This is a genomic window from Pseudomonas tolaasii NCPPB 2192 (genome assembly GCF_002813445.1).
GTDB classification, from domain to species: domain Bacteria; phylum Pseudomonadota; class Gammaproteobacteria; order Pseudomonadales; family Pseudomonadaceae; genus Aquipseudomonas; species Aquipseudomonas tolaasii.
Genome location: NZ_PHHD01000001.1, coordinates 6,167,731 through 6,186,427, shown reverse-complemented (window position 1 = coordinate 6,186,427; position 18,697 = coordinate 6,167,731). Strand labels below are relative to the sequence as shown.

General features: G+C 53.3%; 16 protein-coding genes and 1 pseudogene. 7 read left to right on the top strand and 10 right to left on the bottom strand.

Features of this window, described 5'->3' with window-relative positions; genetic code table 11:
- Positions 1–67 precede the first annotated feature (67 nt).
- From ATI14_RS28145 to ATI14_RS28110, 7 genes are all read right to left on the bottom strand, one after another.
- Positions 68–919, bottom strand: coding sequence for a universal stress protein (locus ATI14_RS28145; protein WP_016970271.1), 852 nt, complete (start codon positions 917–919; stop codon positions 68–70).
- 11 nt (positions 920–930) lie between these two features.
- On the bottom strand, positions 931–2,418 hold the full coding sequence (locus ATI14_RS28140) for a SulP family inorganic anion transporter (RefSeq protein WP_016970272.1): 1,488 nt from the start codon (positions 2,416–2,418) through the stop codon (positions 931–933).
- Positions 2,419–3,142: 724 nt separating this feature from the next.
- Positions 3,143–4,564 (bottom strand): efflux transporter outer membrane subunit, encoded by a 1,422-nt coding sequence (locus ATI14_RS28130; protein ID WP_016970273.1) that lies wholly within the window; start codon positions 4,562–4,564, stop codon positions 3,143–3,145.
- On the bottom strand, positions 4,557–7,736 hold the full coding sequence (locus ATI14_RS28125; RefSeq protein ID WP_016970274.1) for an efflux RND transporter permease subunit: 3,180 nt from the start codon (positions 7,734–7,736) through the stop codon (positions 4,557–4,559). The genes ATI14_RS28130 and ATI14_RS28125 overlap by 8 nt, the downstream gene beginning before the upstream one ends.
- Positions 7,737–7,754: 18 nt before the next feature.
- Positions 7,755–8,909 (bottom strand): efflux RND transporter periplasmic adaptor subunit, encoded by a 1,155-nt coding sequence (locus ATI14_RS28120; RefSeq protein WP_080519966.1) that lies wholly within the window; start codon positions 8,907–8,909, stop codon positions 7,755–7,757.
- Between the two features lie 44 nt (positions 8,910–8,953).
- Complete coding sequence (locus ATI14_RS28115) at positions 8,954–9,187, bottom strand: hypothetical protein (RefSeq protein WP_016970276.1); 234 nt, start codon at positions 9,185–9,187, stop codon at positions 8,954–8,956.
- A gap of 134 nt (positions 9,188–9,321) precedes the next feature.
- Positions 9,322–9,762: a carboxymuconolactone decarboxylase family protein gene (locus tag ATI14_RS28110; protein WP_016970277.1), complete on the bottom strand. Its 441-nt coding sequence runs from the start codon at positions 9,760–9,762 to the stop codon at positions 9,322–9,324.
- A 107-nt stretch (positions 9,763–9,869) separates the two neighbouring features.
- Here ATI14_RS28110 and ATI14_RS28105 point away from each other — a divergent pair, with 107 nt between their 5' ends.
- The gene (locus tag ATI14_RS28105) at positions 9,870–10,790 is read left to right on the top strand and encodes a LysR substrate-binding domain-containing protein (protein ID WP_016970278.1); all 921 of its coding nucleotides are present in this window, start codon (positions 9,870–9,872) and stop codon (positions 10,788–10,790) included.
- An 8-nt stretch (positions 10,791–10,798) separates the two neighbouring features.
- On the opposite strand, the gene pdxR is transcribed toward ATI14_RS28105, so the two are convergent.
- Positions 10,799–12,205, bottom strand: a complete 1,407-nt coding sequence (pdxR, locus tag ATI14_RS28100) for a MocR-like pyridoxine biosynthesis transcription factor PdxR (protein ID WP_025999953.1) — start codon at positions 12,203–12,205, stop codon at positions 10,799–10,801.
- A 123-nt stretch (positions 12,206–12,328) separates the two neighbouring features.
- Between pdxR and ATI14_RS28095 the strand changes: the two genes are divergently transcribed.
- From ATI14_RS28095 to ATI14_RS28085, 3 genes are read left to right on the top strand one after another with little or no spacing between them, the layout of a single operon-like run.
- The gene (locus ATI14_RS28095; RefSeq protein WP_016970280.1) at positions 12,329–12,760 is read left to right on the top strand and encodes a cupin domain-containing protein; all 432 of its coding nucleotides are present in this window, start codon (positions 12,329–12,331) and stop codon (positions 12,758–12,760) included.
- Positions 12,761–12,764: 4 nt separating this feature from the next.
- Positions 12,765–13,223 (top strand): carboxymuconolactone decarboxylase family protein, encoded by a 459-nt coding sequence (locus tag ATI14_RS28090; RefSeq protein ID WP_016970281.1) that lies wholly within the window; start codon positions 12,765–12,767, stop codon positions 13,221–13,223.
- An 11-nt stretch (positions 13,224–13,234) separates the two neighbouring features.
- Positions 13,235–14,143, top strand: coding sequence for an NAD-dependent epimerase/dehydratase family protein (locus ATI14_RS28085; protein ID WP_016970282.1), 909 nt, complete (start codon positions 13,235–13,237; stop codon positions 14,141–14,143).
- A gap of 207 nt (positions 14,144–14,350) precedes the next feature.
- On the opposite strand, the gene ATI14_RS28080 is transcribed toward ATI14_RS28085, so the two are convergent.
- Positions 14,351–15,723 (bottom strand): IS3 family transposase gene (locus tag ATI14_RS28080; protein ID WP_418330370.1). Its coding sequence is split into 2 segments (ribosomal slippage): positions 14,351–15,231 and positions 15,231–15,723, totalling 1,374 coding nucleotides; the frame shifts between segments, so codons are not numbered across the junction.
- Positions 15,724–15,772: 49 nt separating this feature from the next.
- Here ATI14_RS28080 and tnpA point away from each other — a divergent pair.
- From tnpA to tnpC, 3 genes and pseudogenes are all read left to right on the top strand, one after another.
- Positions 15,773–16,132 carry an IS66-like element accessory protein TnpA gene (tnpA, locus tag ATI14_RS28075; RefSeq protein ID WP_157786651.1) on the top strand — a complete coding sequence of 120 codons (360 nt, stop codon included), beginning with the start codon at positions 15,773–15,775 and terminating at the stop codon, positions 16,130–16,132.
- Complete coding sequence (gene tnpB, locus ATI14_RS28070; RefSeq protein ID WP_016970285.1) at positions 16,129–16,464, top strand: IS66 family insertion sequence element accessory protein TnpB; 336 nt, start codon at positions 16,129–16,131, stop codon at positions 16,462–16,464. The genes tnpA and tnpB overlap by 4 nt, the downstream gene beginning before the upstream one ends.
- A 49-nt stretch (positions 16,465–16,513) precedes the next feature.
- Positions 16,514–18,024: pseudogene (tnpC, locus tag ATI14_RS28065) on the top strand (IS66 family transposase).
- Between the two features lie 88 nt (positions 18,025–18,112).
- Here tnpC and ATI14_RS28060 read toward each other — a convergent pair.
- Positions 18,113–18,424, bottom strand: a complete 312-nt coding sequence (locus ATI14_RS28060) for a DUF1360 domain-containing protein (RefSeq protein ID WP_130886735.1) — start codon at positions 18,422–18,424, stop codon at positions 18,113–18,115.
- Positions 18,425–18,697 lie beyond the last annotated feature (273 nt).

Below are 18,697 nucleotides of genomic sequence, written 5' to 3'. Positions count from 1 at the left end.
TTAGTCATCGTCAGGGTGGCCGCGGTATTTCCGCAGCCCTGGAAATACTTTGGCCAGTGGAACTGGCTCAGCGAAGCAGCGATACGGGTACGGTGGATGTACGCAGCATCGTCGTGGTCGTGCTGCCTACCAGAAACTGCCTGATGCGTGAGTGCCCGTACGCCCCCATGACCAAGAGGTCAATGCCGTGCTCTGCCTGATACGCATGCAGTAACGACTCTACTTCGCCTGAGCGGATCTCGGCATGCACCAGCGAGCCAAAAGAGGCAAGTGTGGCTCGTGCTTTCTCCAGCTCGTTCTGATTTTCTTCAGAGTCCGTACCAACCATGACGATATGAATTGGCAGGCCTTCGCACAGCGGGCTTGAAGCAAGCATCTGTACGGTCTTGTGGCCTGTAGCGCTGCCGTCAAATGCCACCATGACCGTTTCAGGTTTCCTGAAGTGGCTGGTTGTAATCAGGATGGGGCGGTGGATAGTTCGGACTACCGCTTCAATCTGGCTGCCAAGACTTTGGGCACTGCGCGTGCTGTCCTCACCGACTCTTCCAATCACCAGTAATCGAATATCGTCTTGGAGATCGCTCAGGCTCTCGACGAGATGGCCATGGCGCTGCTTCAAATCAGGTGACATGGCGCCACAGATGACTGTTCGCTCGCGAGCTTTTTCAAGCATATGCTGCCCATGCTCCAAGGCCAGTTTTGCACGCTGCGCATCCAGCGTGGCCAACTCTTCCAGTAGATGTTCTCTGCTACCGAGACCGATATTTCCGCTGAGGTCAGCGGATGCAGGATATTTCTCCTTATCCAGCACATGAAGCAAGGTCAGGGGGGCGCTGAGTCGTTGCGAGGCCCATGCTGCGTAATCGCAGACCGTCAATGAGGATTGTGAGTTATCAATGCATGCCATTACGTGGGTCATTGTCGTTCTCCTTAGTGGCTCATGAGCTTGTCGATGGCACCGGGTTTGTCATGCACGCCGAAGCGGTCAACGATTGTTGCGCTGGCTTCATTGAGACCGAGCACTTCAACCTCCGCGCCTTCACGGCGGAACTTGATCACGACCTTATCCAGCGCTGCTACGGCGGTGATATCCCAGAAATGCGCCTGTGTGAGATCGATGGTGACTTTGTTGAGCGCTTCCTTGAAGTCAAAAACTTCAGTGAACTTGTCCGCAGAGCTAAAGAACACCTGGCCCACGACGTGGTAAGTCCGATGCGATTCCGTCTCTTCCAGAGTGCTCTTGATATCCAGGTAGTGCCCAACCTTATTGGCGAAGAACAGCGAAGCCAGCAGCACACCTAGCAGTACGCCGTAGGCTAGGTTGTGAGTGGCCACGACGACCACGACGGTCGCCACCATGACGAGGTTGGTCGACAGCGGATGCTCTTTCAGATTGCGCAAGGAATCCCAGCTAAAGGTGCCGATGGACACCATAATCATCACAGCCACGAGTGCCGCCATAGGGATTTTGGAGAGCCATTCGCCAAGAAATACCACCATCAGCAGCAGGAAAACGCCGGCACACAATGTCGAGAGACGGGTGCGGCCACCAGACTTCACGTTGATGATCGACTGGCCGATCATGGCGCAACCTGCCATGCCGCCAAGCATGCCGGCAGCGATGTTGGCCACACCCTGGCCTTTGCACTCGCGGTTTTTGTTGCTGGTGGTATCGGTCAGGTCGTCGACGATGGTCGCGGTCATCATTGATTCGAGTAGCCCCACTACTGCCAACGCAGCCGAGTACGGGAAAATGATGCGCAGGGTTTCAAAATTCAGCGGAACTTCAGGCCAGAGGAAGATCGGGAGCGTATCAGGCAGTTGGCCCATGTCACCGACGGTGCGGATATCCAAACCGAGGTAAATGGCGATGGCAGTCAGCGTCAGAATGCACACCAATGGAGAGGGAATCAGCTTGCCGATTTTCGGTACATACGGAAACAGGTAGATGATTCCCAGGCCCGCAGCGGTCATGGCATAGACATGCCAGGTGACATTGGTCAGCTCAGGCAATTGCGCCATAAAAATCAGAATCGCCAATGCGTTTACGAAGCCGGTGACTACCGAGCGTGAAACAAAGCGCATCAACGAGCCAAGCTTCAGGTAGCCGGCAAGGATTTGAAGTACACCACATAGTAGAGTCGCGGCCAGCAGGTACTGGAGTCCATGCTCTTTTACCAGCGTAACCATCAGCAGTGCCATGGCGCCTGTCGCCGCCGAGATCATTCCGGGGCGCCCGCCGACAAAGGCGATGACAGCACAGATACAGAAGGAGGCGTAGAGACCGACTTTGGGATCTACCCCGGCGATGATGGAAAAGGCGATGGCTTCCGGGATCAGCGCGAGTGCGACCACCAGCCCCGCGAGCACGTCGGCACGGACGTTGGAAAACCACGTTTGTCTAAGTTTTTGCAGCATATGAATATCCAAGGCAAAGCATCGCGCACGCCAAGGAAATGGCGAGCGAATCGATACAAATTCAAATTTTGAGGATTTTTTTGCTGTGCGCTTAAGGTGTAAACCAGGCGTACAGCAGTGCGCACCCGCAAGCGAGGCTAGCGGAAGCAGGTTGTTGCGAGGGGGCGTAGCGCTAAGGCGGCGTAGGCTGCCAGTAGATCGTTTGGAGTACAGTCATGCTGATGTTCCTGTAGCTCAAGGGGTATGCGGAGCAAAAGTATACAATGAAGCCATCGTCGATTGCGACCCGCTGGCAGGCTCTGCATGAGCTACGTCAGATACAGGCTTATTCAATGGGTATACCTGCGGGCAAGGCTTTGTTTTCCACCCGTTTTTGTCTGAGCTGGTCTGCGTGCTGAGAGGTGAGTTGGCCAGACGGTTACGTTTCCGCAACGGAATATCTGCGTTCAATGACTTGCCTGACGGCTTCTGCTTTGAATTCCGGCATGAATCGTTAAGTGCTCTAAACTTCCTCCTATGCTCAAAGCGTAGGCTAGAAATGTCTATAATGTCGTGGGGACAGTGCAATGAGCTTGCAGCATATCTAAAAAAACCGAGGCGATTCAATTGAAGTTAATGAAGGCCTTATATCAAGTGTAGGCGCACGCGCGGCTAAGGATACGTGGACTGCAGCCCGGAATGGTGTCGACGCACCCGGGCTGCATACAGGTTTACATCAGTGACACTAGCTCTTTTTGACGTTCCAAGACCAACCTCCAGCTATCGAGATGAACAAATTCACTGCAGCAGCTGCATTCCTCGCATGACTGGAGGTCTGCTCTATTTGTGCGCTGTATAGCTCACGCTGAACATCCAATCGCTCGGATAATTCGATAGCGCCAGCCCGATATTTGTCACCAGCGAGATCCGAGGCCCGTTTCAATTCAACGGCAGCGCTAGTCAAGCGGGCATCTTCATCCTTAATCCGTGAGAAGCCTACGATTGCATTTTCCACGTCCTCAAGAGCCATCAACACGGTTTGTTGGTAATTCGCCAGCCGACCGGCTGCTTCAGCGTCCGCGGCCTCGATTCGACTCTTCACTCGCCCCGCGTCGAGAAACGACCAGTCAATACCAAGCAAGGTTAGGTTGGACTCTGCGGAGTTAGAGTAGAGCGAACTTCCGTTAAAAGCATACGTACCGATAGCGGCTCCTAGGGTAACCCTTGGGAACAGATCGGCAGTGGTTACCCCGATCTGTGCTGTAGCGGCGTGTAGAGTATGTTCGGCCGAAGCGACGTCAGGACGCCTGCGGATGACGTTCGCTGGGGTATCTGCTTTTATTGTCTCAGGCACTGACGGCATAGCAGCCTCACCTGGCAATAACGAATCATACGAAGCAGGACTCATACCAGTCAGAACTGCAAGCCTGTGCTTATCGATGGCGATTTTCACCTCGAACTGTGGAATGCGCGCAAGGGTAGTATCCAACTGAGCCTGCGCTCTAGACAGCTCGTAAGTTGATCCCCGCCCTGCATCCAACCGTCCCTTAACGATATCCAAAGTTTGTCGCTGACTTACTGCGTTAGCCTTCGACAGTTCGAGCATCCGTTGGGCCGCACGCAAATCTATATAAGTCGTGGCTACATTGCTTACCACCACGACCTGAATTGCCTTGAGATCACTCGCCTTGGCTTCCACCTCCGATCGCTTCGACTCCAATGACCGCCTTACTCGGCCAAAGAAATCTAGCTCCCAACTAAGTGAGGCTTTGTGGGAGTAAACATCATTACTGCGGGAGGTCCCGTTGGCTTCATCTGAGCTCAGTCGCTGATGCCCCGCATCTGCCGACATTGTGACGGTTGGTATCTGGTCAAACTTGGCGGCGCGTAATAGAGCATTTGCCGCATCAAAGTTCGCTAACGCCGTGCGAAGGTCGTAGTTCTGAGACAAAGCTTGCTCCACCAGTTCAGTCAACTGGGGGTCATTGAATTGCCTCCAGAACTGGTAGTCTGCGGCCTCATCGCGCGAGGCCACGTTCGGACCGCTTATATTTGTAAAGGACTGTGGCAAAGCAGTAGTTTCGGGCCGGGAGAAATCTGGCCCCACGGTGCATCCGGCTAACAACACTAACAGCACTGGGAGTGAGTAGCTTTTGAGATTAACCATGAGTGAGGCTCTCCTTCTCATGTGCCGCCATGCTTGATGGGTGGTCAGGAATAGTTGCACCAAGCTTCCTCATCGCCACATAGAACACTGGGGTCAGGAAAAGGCCGAAAATGGTCACACCCAGCATCCCACCGAAAACAGTTACGCCTGTCGCGTGACGAACTTCACTACCTGCTCCGGCCCCGATTAAGAGCGGTACGGCGCCGGCAATGAACGCGATCGATGTCATGACGATGGGTCGCAAGCGCAGTCGACATGCTTCTAGCGCCGCTTCGATGGTCCCACGTCCCTGCATTTCCAGCTCGCGAGCAAATTCGACGATCAAAATCGCGTTCTTGCACGCCAGCCCCATTAGTACTACTAGGCCGACTTGGACGAAGACGTTGTTATCTCCACCCGCAAGCCAGACGCCTACAAGTGCAGCGAACATACAGACCGGCACAATCAGAATGACTGCTAATGGCAACGTCCAGCTTTCGTATAGTGCAGCCAGCACCAGGAATGCAAGCAATACTGCAATGGGGAACACAATGATGGCTGTGTTGCTCTGGGTTACTTGCTGATAGCTGAGGTCCGTCCACTCTAGGTCGATGCCTCGAGGTAAGGTGCGAGCGGCGATTTCTTCAAGCTTCTTGATAACGTCGCCGGATGACATGACTTTGGGATCTGCATCGCCAATCAAATCAGCTGCGGGGAAACCGTTGAAGCGCATGACCGGGTCGGGCCCAAACGTCGAGGAAATATTAACTACTGCGCTCAGTGGCACCATGCCCCCTTGAGCATTACGAACGCGAAGGTTACCGACGTCTTCAGCGGTTTGTCGGAAGCTGGAATCGGCCTGAGCAACGACGCGGTAGACCCGTCCAAACATGTTGAAGTCATTTACGTAAACGGATCCCAGATAGGTCTGAAGAGTGTCAAAAATTGCAGGCAGCTCTAAGCCCTGAGCTTGAGCTTTAATGCGATCAACCTTCACCTCCAATTGAGGGATATTGGATTGGTAGGAACTGACTGGGAAAGTCATGCCCGGAGTGCTAGCTACTTCAGCTTGAAATTTATCCAGCGCCTCCTGCAGCGCGGCATACCCTAGGCCACCACGGTCCGTCAGGAACAGCGAATATCCCGAACCATTACCTAAACCCTGGATTGGCGGGGGCAATAGCGCATAGGCGGCACCGTCTTTGATCGCTGCAAACTTTGTGTTCAGTTCCGCGTTGATGTCCTCTGCGCTTCGTGTGCGCTCACTGAAAGGCTTGAGGAGGACATAGGACGTTACCAGGTTCGGCGTTGCAGTATTCTGCAGCGCATTGGAGCCAACATACGAGTTGGCATAGTCCACTCCATCAACAGTCATAGCGATTGCAGCCATCTCTCGGGCCACAGCGTCAGAGCGAGAGAGCGATGCTCCGGGAGGTAGAGTCGCACCTGCAAAGAGATAAAGCTTGTCCTGATTGGGAATGAAGCCGGTCGGGATTGTGTTGAAGAGCAGTCCAGTCACACCTAATAGTGCGGCGTAAACAACGAAAACTGGTCCTTTGCGCGGAAGCAACCTGGCGATGCTGCTCTCATAACGCTCCGAGCTGTGATTGAAAAATCGATTGAACGGCCGCAGCAGCCAACCCAAAGAAAAATCCATCCATCGGGTCAGCCTATCTTTCGGGCTATCGTGATGGCGCAACAGCTTGGCTGCGAGTGCTGGGGAAAGGGTCAGGGAGTTGACCGTCGATATCACCGTTGAAATTGCGATGGTGACAGCGAACTGCTTGTAGAACTGGCCTGTCACTCCGCTCATGAATGCCATGGGTATGAAGACTGCACACAGAACTAGGCCGATCGCCAGAATCGGACCCGAAACCTCCCGCATAGCTTGGTGCGCGGCTTGTAGCGGCGTCTGGCCAAGCTCGATATTTCGCTCAACGTTTTCGACTACCACGATTGCGTCGTCGACGACGATGCCAATCGCCAAAACCATGCCAAACAGTGTGAGTGTGTTAATTGAGTAGCCGAACAGGTACAAGAAGGCGAAGGTGCCAACGATCGACACAGGCACAGCGATCAATGGAATGATCGAGGCTCGCCACGTTTGCAGGAAGATTACTACTACCAAAACGATCAGGATCATGGCCTCGAACAGCGTGTGCTGTACCGCGCTAATCGAGTCGCGTACGAACAAAGTTGGGTCCCAAACACTCACGTATTTGACCCCCTCTGGGAAGTCTTTCGACAACGCGTCAAGTTTCGAGTAGACCTTGTTGGCGACGTCAATTGCGTTAGCCCCAGGTGTCAAGAATATTCCGACTGCAACCTCTTCATTTTTCCCCCGGAATACTCGCATCGTGTAATCGCCAGAATCCACTTGAATACGTGCGACATCGGAGAGCCGAGAAATCTGGCCATCACGTCCTGATTTCAGGACGATATCGGAAAACTCCTGCTCCGTTTTCAGCCTGCCCTGGACGTTGATGGAAATCAGAAAATCCGTATTTTGTGGAGAAGGTTCAGCACCGAGTTGCCCCGCTGAGACCTGGACGTTCTGCTGGCGAATGGCATTGATCGCGTCTTGAGCAGTGATGCCGCGTGTTGCGAGCTTATTTGGATCAAGCCAGATCCGCATTGCATAATCACCGGAGCCATAAAGCACAACATCGCCAATCCCCGGGATACGAGCCAGCTCATCCTTCACATGTAGGCGGAGATAATTTCGCAGATACAGAGCGTCGTATTTCTCACTGCTGGAATACATGTCCACGTACATTAGCGGTGTCGGAGATTGTTTCTGCGTAGTTATACCGTATTGGCGCACCGATTCGGGCAGACGTGAAAGAGCCTGGCTTACCCTGTTCTGGACGCGCACAGCGGCCGTGTCAGGGTCCACCTTTGAATTGAAGGTGACGACAACCTGCAGCGTGCCATCGGAACTGGCAACCGATTTCAGATACACCATGTCCTCCACACCATTGATGGCTTCCTCCAGCGGCACCGCCACCGATTCCGCGATCTCTTTGGGGTTAGCACCTGGATATGTCGCCTTGACCACCACGGTCGGCGGAACAACTTCTGGGTATTCGCCAACCGGCAACAGCGGGATTGCTATCAACCCAGCTGCGAAAATAACGATCGACAGGACAATCGCGAAGATTGGCCTGTCAATAAAGAATTTTGAGAAATCCATGGGGCTGGCCTTTGCAGTTTATTTCGAGCTTTCGTTGGCACTAGAAACTTTTATGCCGATATTTTCGGGACCAAGTAAATTGGGAGAGACAGGTGTTCCGGTTGCATAAATCTGTTGAAGGCCGGAAACCACCACTCGATCAGTCTTTTCTAGACCGGAGGTGATAACACGCTTATGCCCAACTAGCTTTCCAAGCTCGACATAGCGCTTCTCGGCTTTATTGTCGTCGCTCAATGTATAGACGTATTTCTTATCTTGATCACTCAAGATCGCTCGCTCGGGCACCAACGCCATCTCTTCAGAGCCGCCAACGGAAAGCTCGACTTTGGCGTAAAGGCCAGGTGTCAACATTCTGTCTGGATTTTTCAAAGTCGCTCGGGCTCGGATAGTACCGGTGGCGGAATCAACTTGATTATCGACAAACGTGAGGTCGCCTTCATACGGGTAGTTCTCATCGCTTGTCAGACCAATGCGCACGCTGGTTGCCTGAGACGCTTTAAGCCGCTTCTGGTAACTCAGGAAGCTCTGCTCATCTGGATCAAAATAAACATAGACAGGGTCTTGAGAAACTACAGACGTTAAAACTGACTGGTCGGCGACCGCCAAATTCCCTACTGTCAGCTGTGCTCGGCTCGTGCGCCCGTTAATAGGCGAACGGACCTCGGTGAACTCAAGATCCAAGGTTGCAGTTGTTACTGCGGCTTCAGCAGCATGCACTTCTGCGACGCCTTGCTCATAGGCTGCAAGCTTCTGCTCAGCTTCTTCCGTGGAAATGGCATTAGTTTTGACGAGCTGTTGAGCTCGATGATTCTGCTGCTTCGCAAAAGCGAGGGAGGCGCGGGACTGCTCCAATCGAGCTTGGGCACTGGCCAATGCGGCTCGATATGGTCGCTGGTCAACGATGAAAAGAAGGTCCCCTTTTTTTACTTCGCTTCCTTCTTGGTACGCGACCTTAGTGATATAACCACTGACGTGAGGGAGGATCGAAACCGTCTCCACAGCTCCAACACGGCCATTAAATTTATCCCATGGTTTTACTTGCTGGACGGTTACACTGACCACATCAACAGCCGGAGAGGCTGCTAGTAGTTTTGATTCAGCTTCTTTATTACAACCACTGATAAGCAGAAAAGTGGCAGCTAAGCTAGTAGCTGCGACTGAGGAGGCACGCACGGAGTTTTCCTTTTTACATCGATAGGGTGATCAAAAATTTAAAATTACTCAGCAGAGCTTCCTTCACGCTGGCTGCTTGCGCTGCTAGCATTCTTGGTCAATTCTTTAGAAACTTTCAGTTCACGCTTTTCGCGATCCGCCCGAACTTTCGCGTGTTGAGCGAAAGTGGCTTTTTTTTGCTCTTTGAAGCGCTCTGCGGCTTCTGCACCGTCTGATGCGTGTGCAAACACTGGCAGCGCCAAGACAATAACAGCGAATGTTTTAGCAATAATTTGCATAATAACTCAATAAAAATTTTGCTCACAGAAGTACGCAAAATCAAAAAAATTATGTTATAGAAAGTGTTTGATAGCTATTGGCAGGAAGGAAAGTTATCGTGAACTACCAAACACCCTAAATTTTGGAGAGGGTATTACTTCGGCTGCATGGCGAAGCCGACGCCGAAACGGTTCCAAGCGTTGATAGCTGCAATCACAAACGTCAACTCTGACAACTCCTGCTCGTTGAAGTGAGCGGCCACCTCATCGTAAATCTCGTCGGGCGCATGCTTTTCCGCGACAAGGGTGAGTGTTTCGGTCCACAGCAGTGCAGCGCGCTCGCGGGCATCGAAGAAAGGAGTCTCTTTCCAGGCACTCACTGCCATCAGGCGGCGTGTGGTTTCACCTGCTTTCGAAGCATCGGCAGTGTGCATATCGATGCAGTAGGCGCAGCTGTTGATCTGCGAAGCGCGAATCCGAACCAATTCTCGCAACGACGCTGGCAGTATAGATTGGGAGACCGCCTTTTCCAGACCCATCATGGCTTTCATTGCCTGAGGGGCAGCTTCATAGTAATTGATACGTTTGTTGCTCATAATATACTCCAGTTATCCGCCACATCGATGGCATAGGGAAAGTTTAGTAAAACCATGATCTCGGATAAACTAGGTAAAATCGTTTTATTTGTACGGATGGACAGACAATGGCGCTAGATCGACTGGCAGCGATGCGAGCGTTCTGCCGCATAATAGAGGTTGGAAGCTTCAGTGGAGCAGCAGACTCCTTGTCCCTTGCCAAGACGACCATTTCGGGTCAGGTGCTGGCCCTGGAAACTCTGCTTGGTGTCAAGCTCTTGCACCGCACCACCCGAAAGGTATCCTCGACACCAGAGGGTGCTGCCTACTACGTAAGAGCGCGAGCGGTGATAGACGATGTAGACGAACTGGAGGCGTCGACATCACAGAGCCGATATGTCGTGAGGGGCCGAGTGCGTGTCGAGATGGCGTCTCCCGTTGGGATCTTCTTCTTAATCCCTGCACTCTCGAATTTCGCTTCAGAGTTTCCCGAGATTCGCCTCGATATAGGCTGTAGCGAACGTGTCGTCGATTTGGTCCAAGAAGGCGTAGACTGCGCCATCCGAGCTGGAATGATTATGGACCAGGATCTCGTATCTCGCGCGATTGGGCAGATGAGATTCTGTTTTTGCGCCTCTCCAACATACTTAGCTGGCGTTGGTCCTATCCAGAGTCCGGCAGAGTTGCCACATCACAAGCACTTGGGCTTCAAGTTTCCGGCGACAGATAAGCGTTTTATCCCAACTCTTACGCGGGGAGACGAAAGCTTCACCCTAGATCACCAACCATCCATGTATTTCAACAATGGCAGCGCAACAGCCGCCGCAGCCGTCGCGGGACTGGGTATCGCATTTCTTCCCACCGCTGAGGCCGTCCCTCACTTCAATACTGGGGCCCTGGTAAGAGTGCTGGCTGACTGGCATATGACTAGCATGCCTATATCGATAGTGTACCCTTACACCCGGCATCTCTCTGCTAGAGTTCGTGCGTTTACCGATTGGGTGACCACGCTTATGGCCAACGACCCATTATGGTCGCTATCGGAATGAACGTGAGCTCAAGTGTGGCGACGAATGAGTTCACTGAGTCGATCGCAAGACACTTTTAAGTGTCGGTTCGAGCTGGTTGTAATGCCGAGCATTAAAGCTGCCTCAGCACGCTCTGGACATGAGTACCAAGGGCTAAGGGCTCCTGGAGACATCCCAAAGATTGATGCCTCCCGAGCGATTTTAAGATCTGGAGACCCTGTTGGCAGTTTCAGTAGCACAGCTAAGCCTGCGGTGGAGATCTCAGCACGTACGTCGCTGTTGGCAATTGTTTTCAGCAGCTCATCTCTTTGGGTGCAGTAAAGCCTTTTGGCCCGACGCAGATGTCGGAGGTAATGGCCTTGGTGGATGAATTTCGCCGTGGCGAGCTGGACGGCGGGTCCTGGTGCTGGGCTAAGACATGTAGCAATTTCACTCAATCTCGGAGCCAAAGTTGGAGGCGCTACCACGAATCCCAAGCGAATCGTTGGGCTCAACGTTTTGCTGAAGGAGCCGATGTGAATGACACGGCCATCGCGGTCCAGCGAAGCGAGCGCAGAAGCGGCTCGGCTCTCCAGCTGCAGCTCGCTTAGGTAGTCATCTTCAATGATCCAACCACCAGATTCTGTTGCCCACCTCAGCAGACTCAGGCGTCTAGCTAATGAAAGCGTCATACCCAAAGGAGCCTGCTGGCCAGGGGTCAATAGCGCCAATGCGACATCACTTTCGAGCTTCCTCGCCTGTTCGACATCTAGGCCTTCCGAATCTACTGGGATGGCAATGGGCTTAAGACCGGCAAGCTCTAAACCTTTTCGAGAAAATGGGAAACATGGGTCCTCAATCCAGGCGCTACGGCCTCTTAGATCCAGCGCTTGTAATGCCAAACCTAGCCCCCCGGCAAAGCCGTTGGTAATGATGATCTGAGATGGAAGACACTCGATGCCTCGAGCAATGGCAAGGTATGCCGCGATCACCCGTCGTAATTCGAACTCACCGCGTGGATCCGGGTACAGGGCCGAACCGCGACGCTCTGAGTGCATTGCATGGGACCGAATTTGACTGAACAGCTTCGCAGGTACGGTTTCATGAGCCGGAACACCTAACTGGAAGATGGCCGGACCTGCCGTAAACTCCTTGTAGAGTTCCATGAACCCTGTATCAGGCGGCTGTATAGTTTCCTTCAAAAGAATAGCCGGGCGATCAGAAACCCTCGTTCCAGCGCTTCTGGATGCAACCACCAACTGTGCATCCATTAGCATTTCATACGCAGCGCGCACTGTGCCTCGCGACACCCCAAGCTGCGCTGCTAGGTCAACCCAAGAGGGAAGCCGTGCACCTGGAGACAATACTCCTGACTCAATGGCTTTTGTGATTGATCGCTGGATTTGCTCGGTCAGTGGTGTGCGTATGGTTCGGTCGAGCTGAAAATTTAGAGTCATGCGTTCCGTTCCGTTAGACCTGGGAGGTCGGCGTGGTACAAAAAAATAATGCTTTTTTGGGGCTTTTTCATACACCAGCTAGTGTGAATACTGAGCTTCCACCCAGTCCATGAGGACGCAATAATGAAGCATTTCAATCTCACAGTTGCTCTTTTCAGTGGCGTTTTGCTCATAAGCGCGATGTCGGCTCAAGCGCATGGCCAGAGTGAAGTGGTGAAGCCAAACTTTGAGCACGCCATACCGAATATTCCAGGAAAATCGTTGGTCGCAGTTGAGGTTGAATACGCCCCAGGAGCTGCCTCGCCATCCCATGTTCATGCGAAATCCGCTTTCATCTACGCCTACGTAGTGTCGGGGTCGATCGAGTCGCAGGTGAATGACGGACCTAAACAGATCTTTAAAGCAGGCGAAAGCTGGTTTGAAAATCCAGGCTCCCGTCATCCTGTGAGCCGGAACGCAAGCAAGACCGAACCGGCCAAACTACTTGCGGTATTCGTCGTTGACTCCAATGACAAAGCGCTCACAACCCCCGTTAAAAACCAGGGTGAGGAGTAACCTCATGACTAGGCGGCTCGACTACAACCAACTCGCCCCTGCAGGAGTGAAAGCGCTGGGCAGTGTCTACGGCTACGTCATGCAAAGTGGCTTGGATGAGGTACTTGTTGATCTGGTCTATCTGCGCGTTTCGCAAATCAACAACTGCGCTTACTGCTTGGATATGCATACCCGCGACCTGATCAAAAAAAGCGTTAAGGTCGAAAAAATAGCGTTAGTCCAAGCGTGGACTGAGGCAGGTAATCTTTTCGACACCCGTGAGCAAGCAGCTCTAGCGTGGGCTGAGCAGGTCACTAAGGTCGCAGATACGGGGGTTTCTGACTCTGCATATGTTGCAGTAAGGAAAGTGTTTGAGGAGCGTGAGCTGGTGGATCTCACAATCGCTGTCAGCTTGATGAATTCCTACAACAGAATGGCTATTAGCTTCCGGAACATACCGCAAGCCTTGCTGGACCATCACTGAGGATACGAACTATGAAAATCTTGATCGCTGGAGCAACTGGCGCTGTAGGTGTCCCACTGACTCGGCTGCTTTGCGCAGCTGGTCATGAAGTTACTGGCATCACCCGAGCAGGTGCTGGGGTAGATATTCTTCGAGGGATCGGCGCAAAACCCGTCGTCGTTGATGTATTTAACACGGAATCAGTGCGTGACGCTATCCGGGACGCCAAGCCTGACGTAGTCATTGACCAATTGACTCTCCTCCCTGCAGATCCTGCCGAACTCATTAAGTACATGCCGAATGACACTCGGCTGCATCAAATAGGTGGGAAGAATTTGCTCTCTGCAGCTGAAGAGTTTGGGGTTAAGCGTTACATCATGCAATCGCGCGGGTTCTATCTCCAAGCGGCAGAAGGCGAGTTAGCTGCTGAAGACGCCAAGTTGTGCATTGATGCACCTGGCGTCGTTGGAGAAAGTGCAAGAACCTTTCAGGCATATGAAGACGAGATTTTGGCAAGCCAAGCTCTGACCGGGGTAGTGCTGCGGTACGGATTCTTCTACGGACCTGGTACTTGGTACCACCCGACAGGCGCTATTGCAGAGCAAGCGAGGAAGGGTGAGTCGGTGATCATCGGCCGAGGGAACGGAGTGTGGTCATTTGTTCACCTGGATGATGCAATCGAAGCGACCGTGGCAGCGCTACACAGTGAGTGCGGAGTATACAATATCGTCGATGATAACCCACTCCCAGTTAGTGAGTGGCTACCGGCGTTCAGTAAGTGGGTGGGAGCGCCATTACCTGGCTCCATAACAGCAGAACAAGCCTTGCGCACCGTTGGCTCAGAAGCTTTATTCTACAATGAAGCAATTCGTGGTGCCTCAAATTTGCGCGCTAAAGAGCTGCTGGATTTCAAGCCTAGACGTTTGCTGTGGCTCCAGTAACTCCCGAAATTTCATATGTCAATGCAGTTAATTAATGCAGATAAGTCATGCGATTGATTTCAATCCACACGTTTGTATAAGGTAAATGGTCTATTTAGTACGCTGCCGCGTAAGCGCCCGGCCAACTCACCTTCCTGGCCCCGACGCCAAAGGCGATGGTGTCCACCTAAAAATGAACTGACCCCACAAAGCTGGACGATTACATGCCTATACCTGAACGGCCTGAGTTCTATATGCAACAGGGCTCAGGCCGTTTAGCTTCAGCTTGATACGCGAGTGATTGTAATACTGGATGTACTCGTCGATGCCTGTCTGAAGCTCATCCAGATCGCTAAATCTATTTAGATAAAAAAACTCTGACTTCAGCGTACCGAAGAAACTCTCCATGGCCGCATTGTCGTAGCAGTTACCTTTTCTCGACATGCTTGGCGTGATTGAGCGTTCCTTAAGAGCCTTTAGATAAATTGGCATTCGATACTGCCAGCCCTGGTCTGAATGCAAAACCGGTTTTTCATGCGGCTGAAGCCGCTTGAATGCACCTTTGAGCATCTTCCCGATCATGTCGAACAGCGGCTTTCTGGCAATCTCGTAGGAAATGATTTCGCCGTTGTACAGATCCAAAACGGGAGACAGATAAAGCTTCTGACCTCCAACTTTGAACTCAGTAACGTCGGTCACCCACTTTTGATTGGGGGACGGCGCTTCAAACTCTCGCTTCAAAAGATTAGGCGCTGCCTTGCCTACCTCGCCTTTGTAAGCTCGGTATTTTTTCACACGCACTAAGCTCTTGAGCTGAAGTTGTGCCATCAGTCGCTGAACCGTCTTGTGATTGACGAGATGGCCGGCGCTTCGTACCGCAGCCGTTATCCGACGATAGCCATACCGGCCCTTGTGCTCATCGAACGTAGAACGAATCTTGTCTTTCAGCTCGGCGTACTTATCAGCCGCTTGCAGCGCCTTTTGCTGATAGTAAAAGGTGCTGCGTGCCAAACCGGCAAACGTCAGCAGACTTTCTAGAGAGTGCAGCGGCCTCAGTCCTATTACGATTTGCGCTTTTTCTGCTGCGCTACTCGTTTCTTCTCCTGGACCAAGGCATCGAGCTTTTTTAGGTAGTCGTTTTCCATCCGCAACTGCTTCACTTCAGCAAGCAATTCATCGCGTGAGCGCGACTCGTCATCAGGTGAGTTGGGTTGAACAGGAGGAATGGAGGTTGGCATTTTTTTCGGACGTCCGGCTCTATCAGGCTGCTTGGTAAGGGCATCAAAACCGCCCTCATCATAGCGGCGCTCCCAGAGACCGATGATGTCGAATTTACGGATATCGAACAAGGCCGCCGTCTGTCGATAGGACAGCTGCTCCTCACGCATACGCTTCAAAACAGACAGTTTGAAGTTGTTGCTGTAGCGCTGCAGCCTTTTCTGTTTCAGCCCAGCAGCGCCATGTACCTGATAGGCCGCAACCCATTGGCGAAGGGATGAAAAGTCCACATTGTGACGGTGTGCAACATCCCTCAAACCCGCGCCACCGGAACAATAATCCTGCACTGCTGCGAGTTTTGCTTGCTCTGTGTACTTACCCATGACGCCCCCAAAGGTTGTGTCCAGCCTTTGGGGGTCAGTTCAAAAATACGTGGACACCATCGCCCTTAATTCAAGGAACACCACGCGTCAGCGCACCCCTTATCCCAGACCCTTCAAGGCCCAATTTGTCCAGGAATGCCTGGGCCCCGATGTATCCATTGCCAGCGTGGCACTGCGGCACGGCATCAACGCTAATCTAGTTCGCAAGTGGATACCTATCTATCGTGACCAGCAGGCTTGCGCCTTGCCTGCATTTGTATCGTTGAAACTTGAGACCGCTGCGGCGACGCCTGCTCGGCAGGATGTAGCCCGCATCGATATTTCTTCCGGGCAGCGAACATTCACTGTGAACTGGCCGACCTCCGACCCGGACGGCTGCGCCCGCTTCATCAGCAGCCTCTCCCGATGATGCGCATCGACGCCATCTGGCTCGCCACCGAACCCATGAACATGCGCGCCGGCACGGACACAGCCCTTGCCCGCGTGGTCGCCGTATTCGGGGCTGCGAAGCCACACTGCGTTTATCTGTTCGCCAATCGCCGCGCCAATCGGATGAAGGTACTTGTGCACGACGGCGTGGGTATCTGGCTGGCCGCACGCCGCCTGAACCAGGGCAAGTTCCATTGGCCTGGCGCGCATCGAGGTCATGAAGTTGAACTCTACACCGAACAACTGCAAACGTTGGTGCTTGGTTTGCCGTGGCAACGGGTCGGTACAAGCGGCGTAATTACCTTGATTTAGTCCTGCCTTTCAGCGGTGGCGGATGAGTTGCTTTGGTAAAATCCACAGCATGACCTCCTCGCCCAATCTCGACCAGATGACGCCCGATCAACTGCGCGCACTCGCTATGCAGTTGCTGTCGAAGGTCGATACCATGGGCAGAAAGATCCAACGCGACGAGACGATCATCGAGCAGCTCTCTCACAAGATCGCCACCCTCAAACGCCACAAGTTCGCCAAGCGCAGTGAGTAGATCAGCCCGGCGCAAGGCAGCTTGCTGGATGACGTGCTCAACACCGACCTTGAAGCCATCGGCGCCGAGTTGAAAGCCCTTCGTCCTGCCCCGGCACCGGACGATTCACGCCAACAGCCCAAGCGCGCGCCGTTGCCACCGCAGTTCCCACGTACCGTTATCCATCACGAGCCGGAGAACACCGAGTGTACCTGCGGCTGCCAGCTTCAACGCATCGGCGAAGACGTCAGCGAGAAACTGGATTACACGCTAGGCGTGTTCACCGTCGAGCAGCACGTGCGTGGCAAGTGGGTCTCCCGTCAGTGCGAAACACTGACTCAAGCGCCGGTGCCGGCACAGGTGATCGACAAAGGCATCCCCACTGCCGGCTTGTTGGCCCACGTGATGGTGGCCAAGTTCGCCGACTACCTTCCGTTGTACCGGCTGGAAAAGATCTTCGGCCGTGCCGGCCTGGCAATCCCGCGCTCGACGCTGGCTCGGTGGGTCGGCCAAACCGCCGCACAACTGCAACCGCTGGTAGATGCATTGCGCGAAGCAGTGCTGGCCCAGCAAGTCGTCCATGCCGATGAAACACCGGTGCAGATGTTGGCACCGGGCGAAAAGAAAACGCACCGGGCGTATGTCTGGGCCTACTGCACCACCCCGTGCTCGGCACTGAAAGCGGTGGTCTACGACTTCAGCCCCAGCCGCGCTGGTGAGCATGCGCGTAACTTCCTTGGCACGTAGAACGGCAAACTGGTCTGCGATGACTTCACGGGTTACAAGGCAGCTTCGAGCTGGGCATCACCGAAATCGGCTGCATGGCCCACGCCCGCCGCAAGTTCTTCGACCTGCATGTGGCGAACAAAAGCCAACTGGCAGAGCAGGCACTGCACTCGATTGGCGGTTTGTACGAGGTTGAGCGGCAAGCCAAGGAAATGGGCGATGAAGATCGCAGGCGATTACGCTAGGAAATGGCAGCGCCCATCGCAAAGAAACTGCATGAATGGATGCTGGCTCAACGCGAGCTTGTGCCTGAAGGATCGGCTACAGCTAAGGCTTTGGATTACAGCCTGAAATGCTGGGTAGCGCTGACGCGCTACCTGAATCATGGTGCTGGGCCTATTGACAACAACGCCGTGGAGAACCAAATCAGGCCGTGGGCGCTCGGTAGGTCGAACTGGCTCTTCGCTGGATCGCTGCGCAGCGGTAAGCGAGCTGAGGCGATCATGAGCCTGATACAGTCGGCGCGCATAAACGGGCATGATCCGTATGCATATCTCAAGGATGTGCTGATGCGGTTGCCGACGCAGAAAGCCAGTGAGATTGAGCAACTATTGCCGCATTAACGGATGCCAATTCAATGAGCTAGGCATGCTCACTGCTCACTGCTCACGTGCGCAGCTCTGTCGGCAGGTGCAATGCGTGGGCCAGGAATCAGGGTTGCTGCTGGCTTTTATCTGTAGCCAACAGCGCCATAAGCTCTTTTTCTTCGATCTTCGATCCCATCGCAAGAAGGAAGACTTTGAACACAATCCCGCTAACAAAGCAGGGGACAGTAACGGTGAAGAACCACGACACCGCTAGGTCTGCGACCAGAAAGCCGCTCTTGATGAGTGCGGGTTGATAGAGCAAGGTTAGGCCTAACACGACCCAGTGTTTCATGCAGTAAAAGCACTGAAACAGATACCCGACTGATTGTCCGGTTTCAATGGTTTGACTGACTGCTTTTGTGTTGAATTCTGGCACGAGTTAGATGCAGGCCGAGCAGGCTATTGCGCATCACCTCATTCTCTCTGACCAGTGCCTTGAGCGATAGTTAACTGGCCTGAAGGCCTGGGTGTTGGGATAGCCGCAGTTGCCGCACATGACAGCGAACTGCAGGTTGGAGAGAGCCGCGCAGCGGCTTGACACTGCTGACGAATGCCTGTCCCAGTCAGGCAGCTAGGTATCCGATCCTGGGACATTGCGTGCAGATTCGGGCACCGGCTCGTCCCAGAACGCCACCAGCTTTGATTTAAA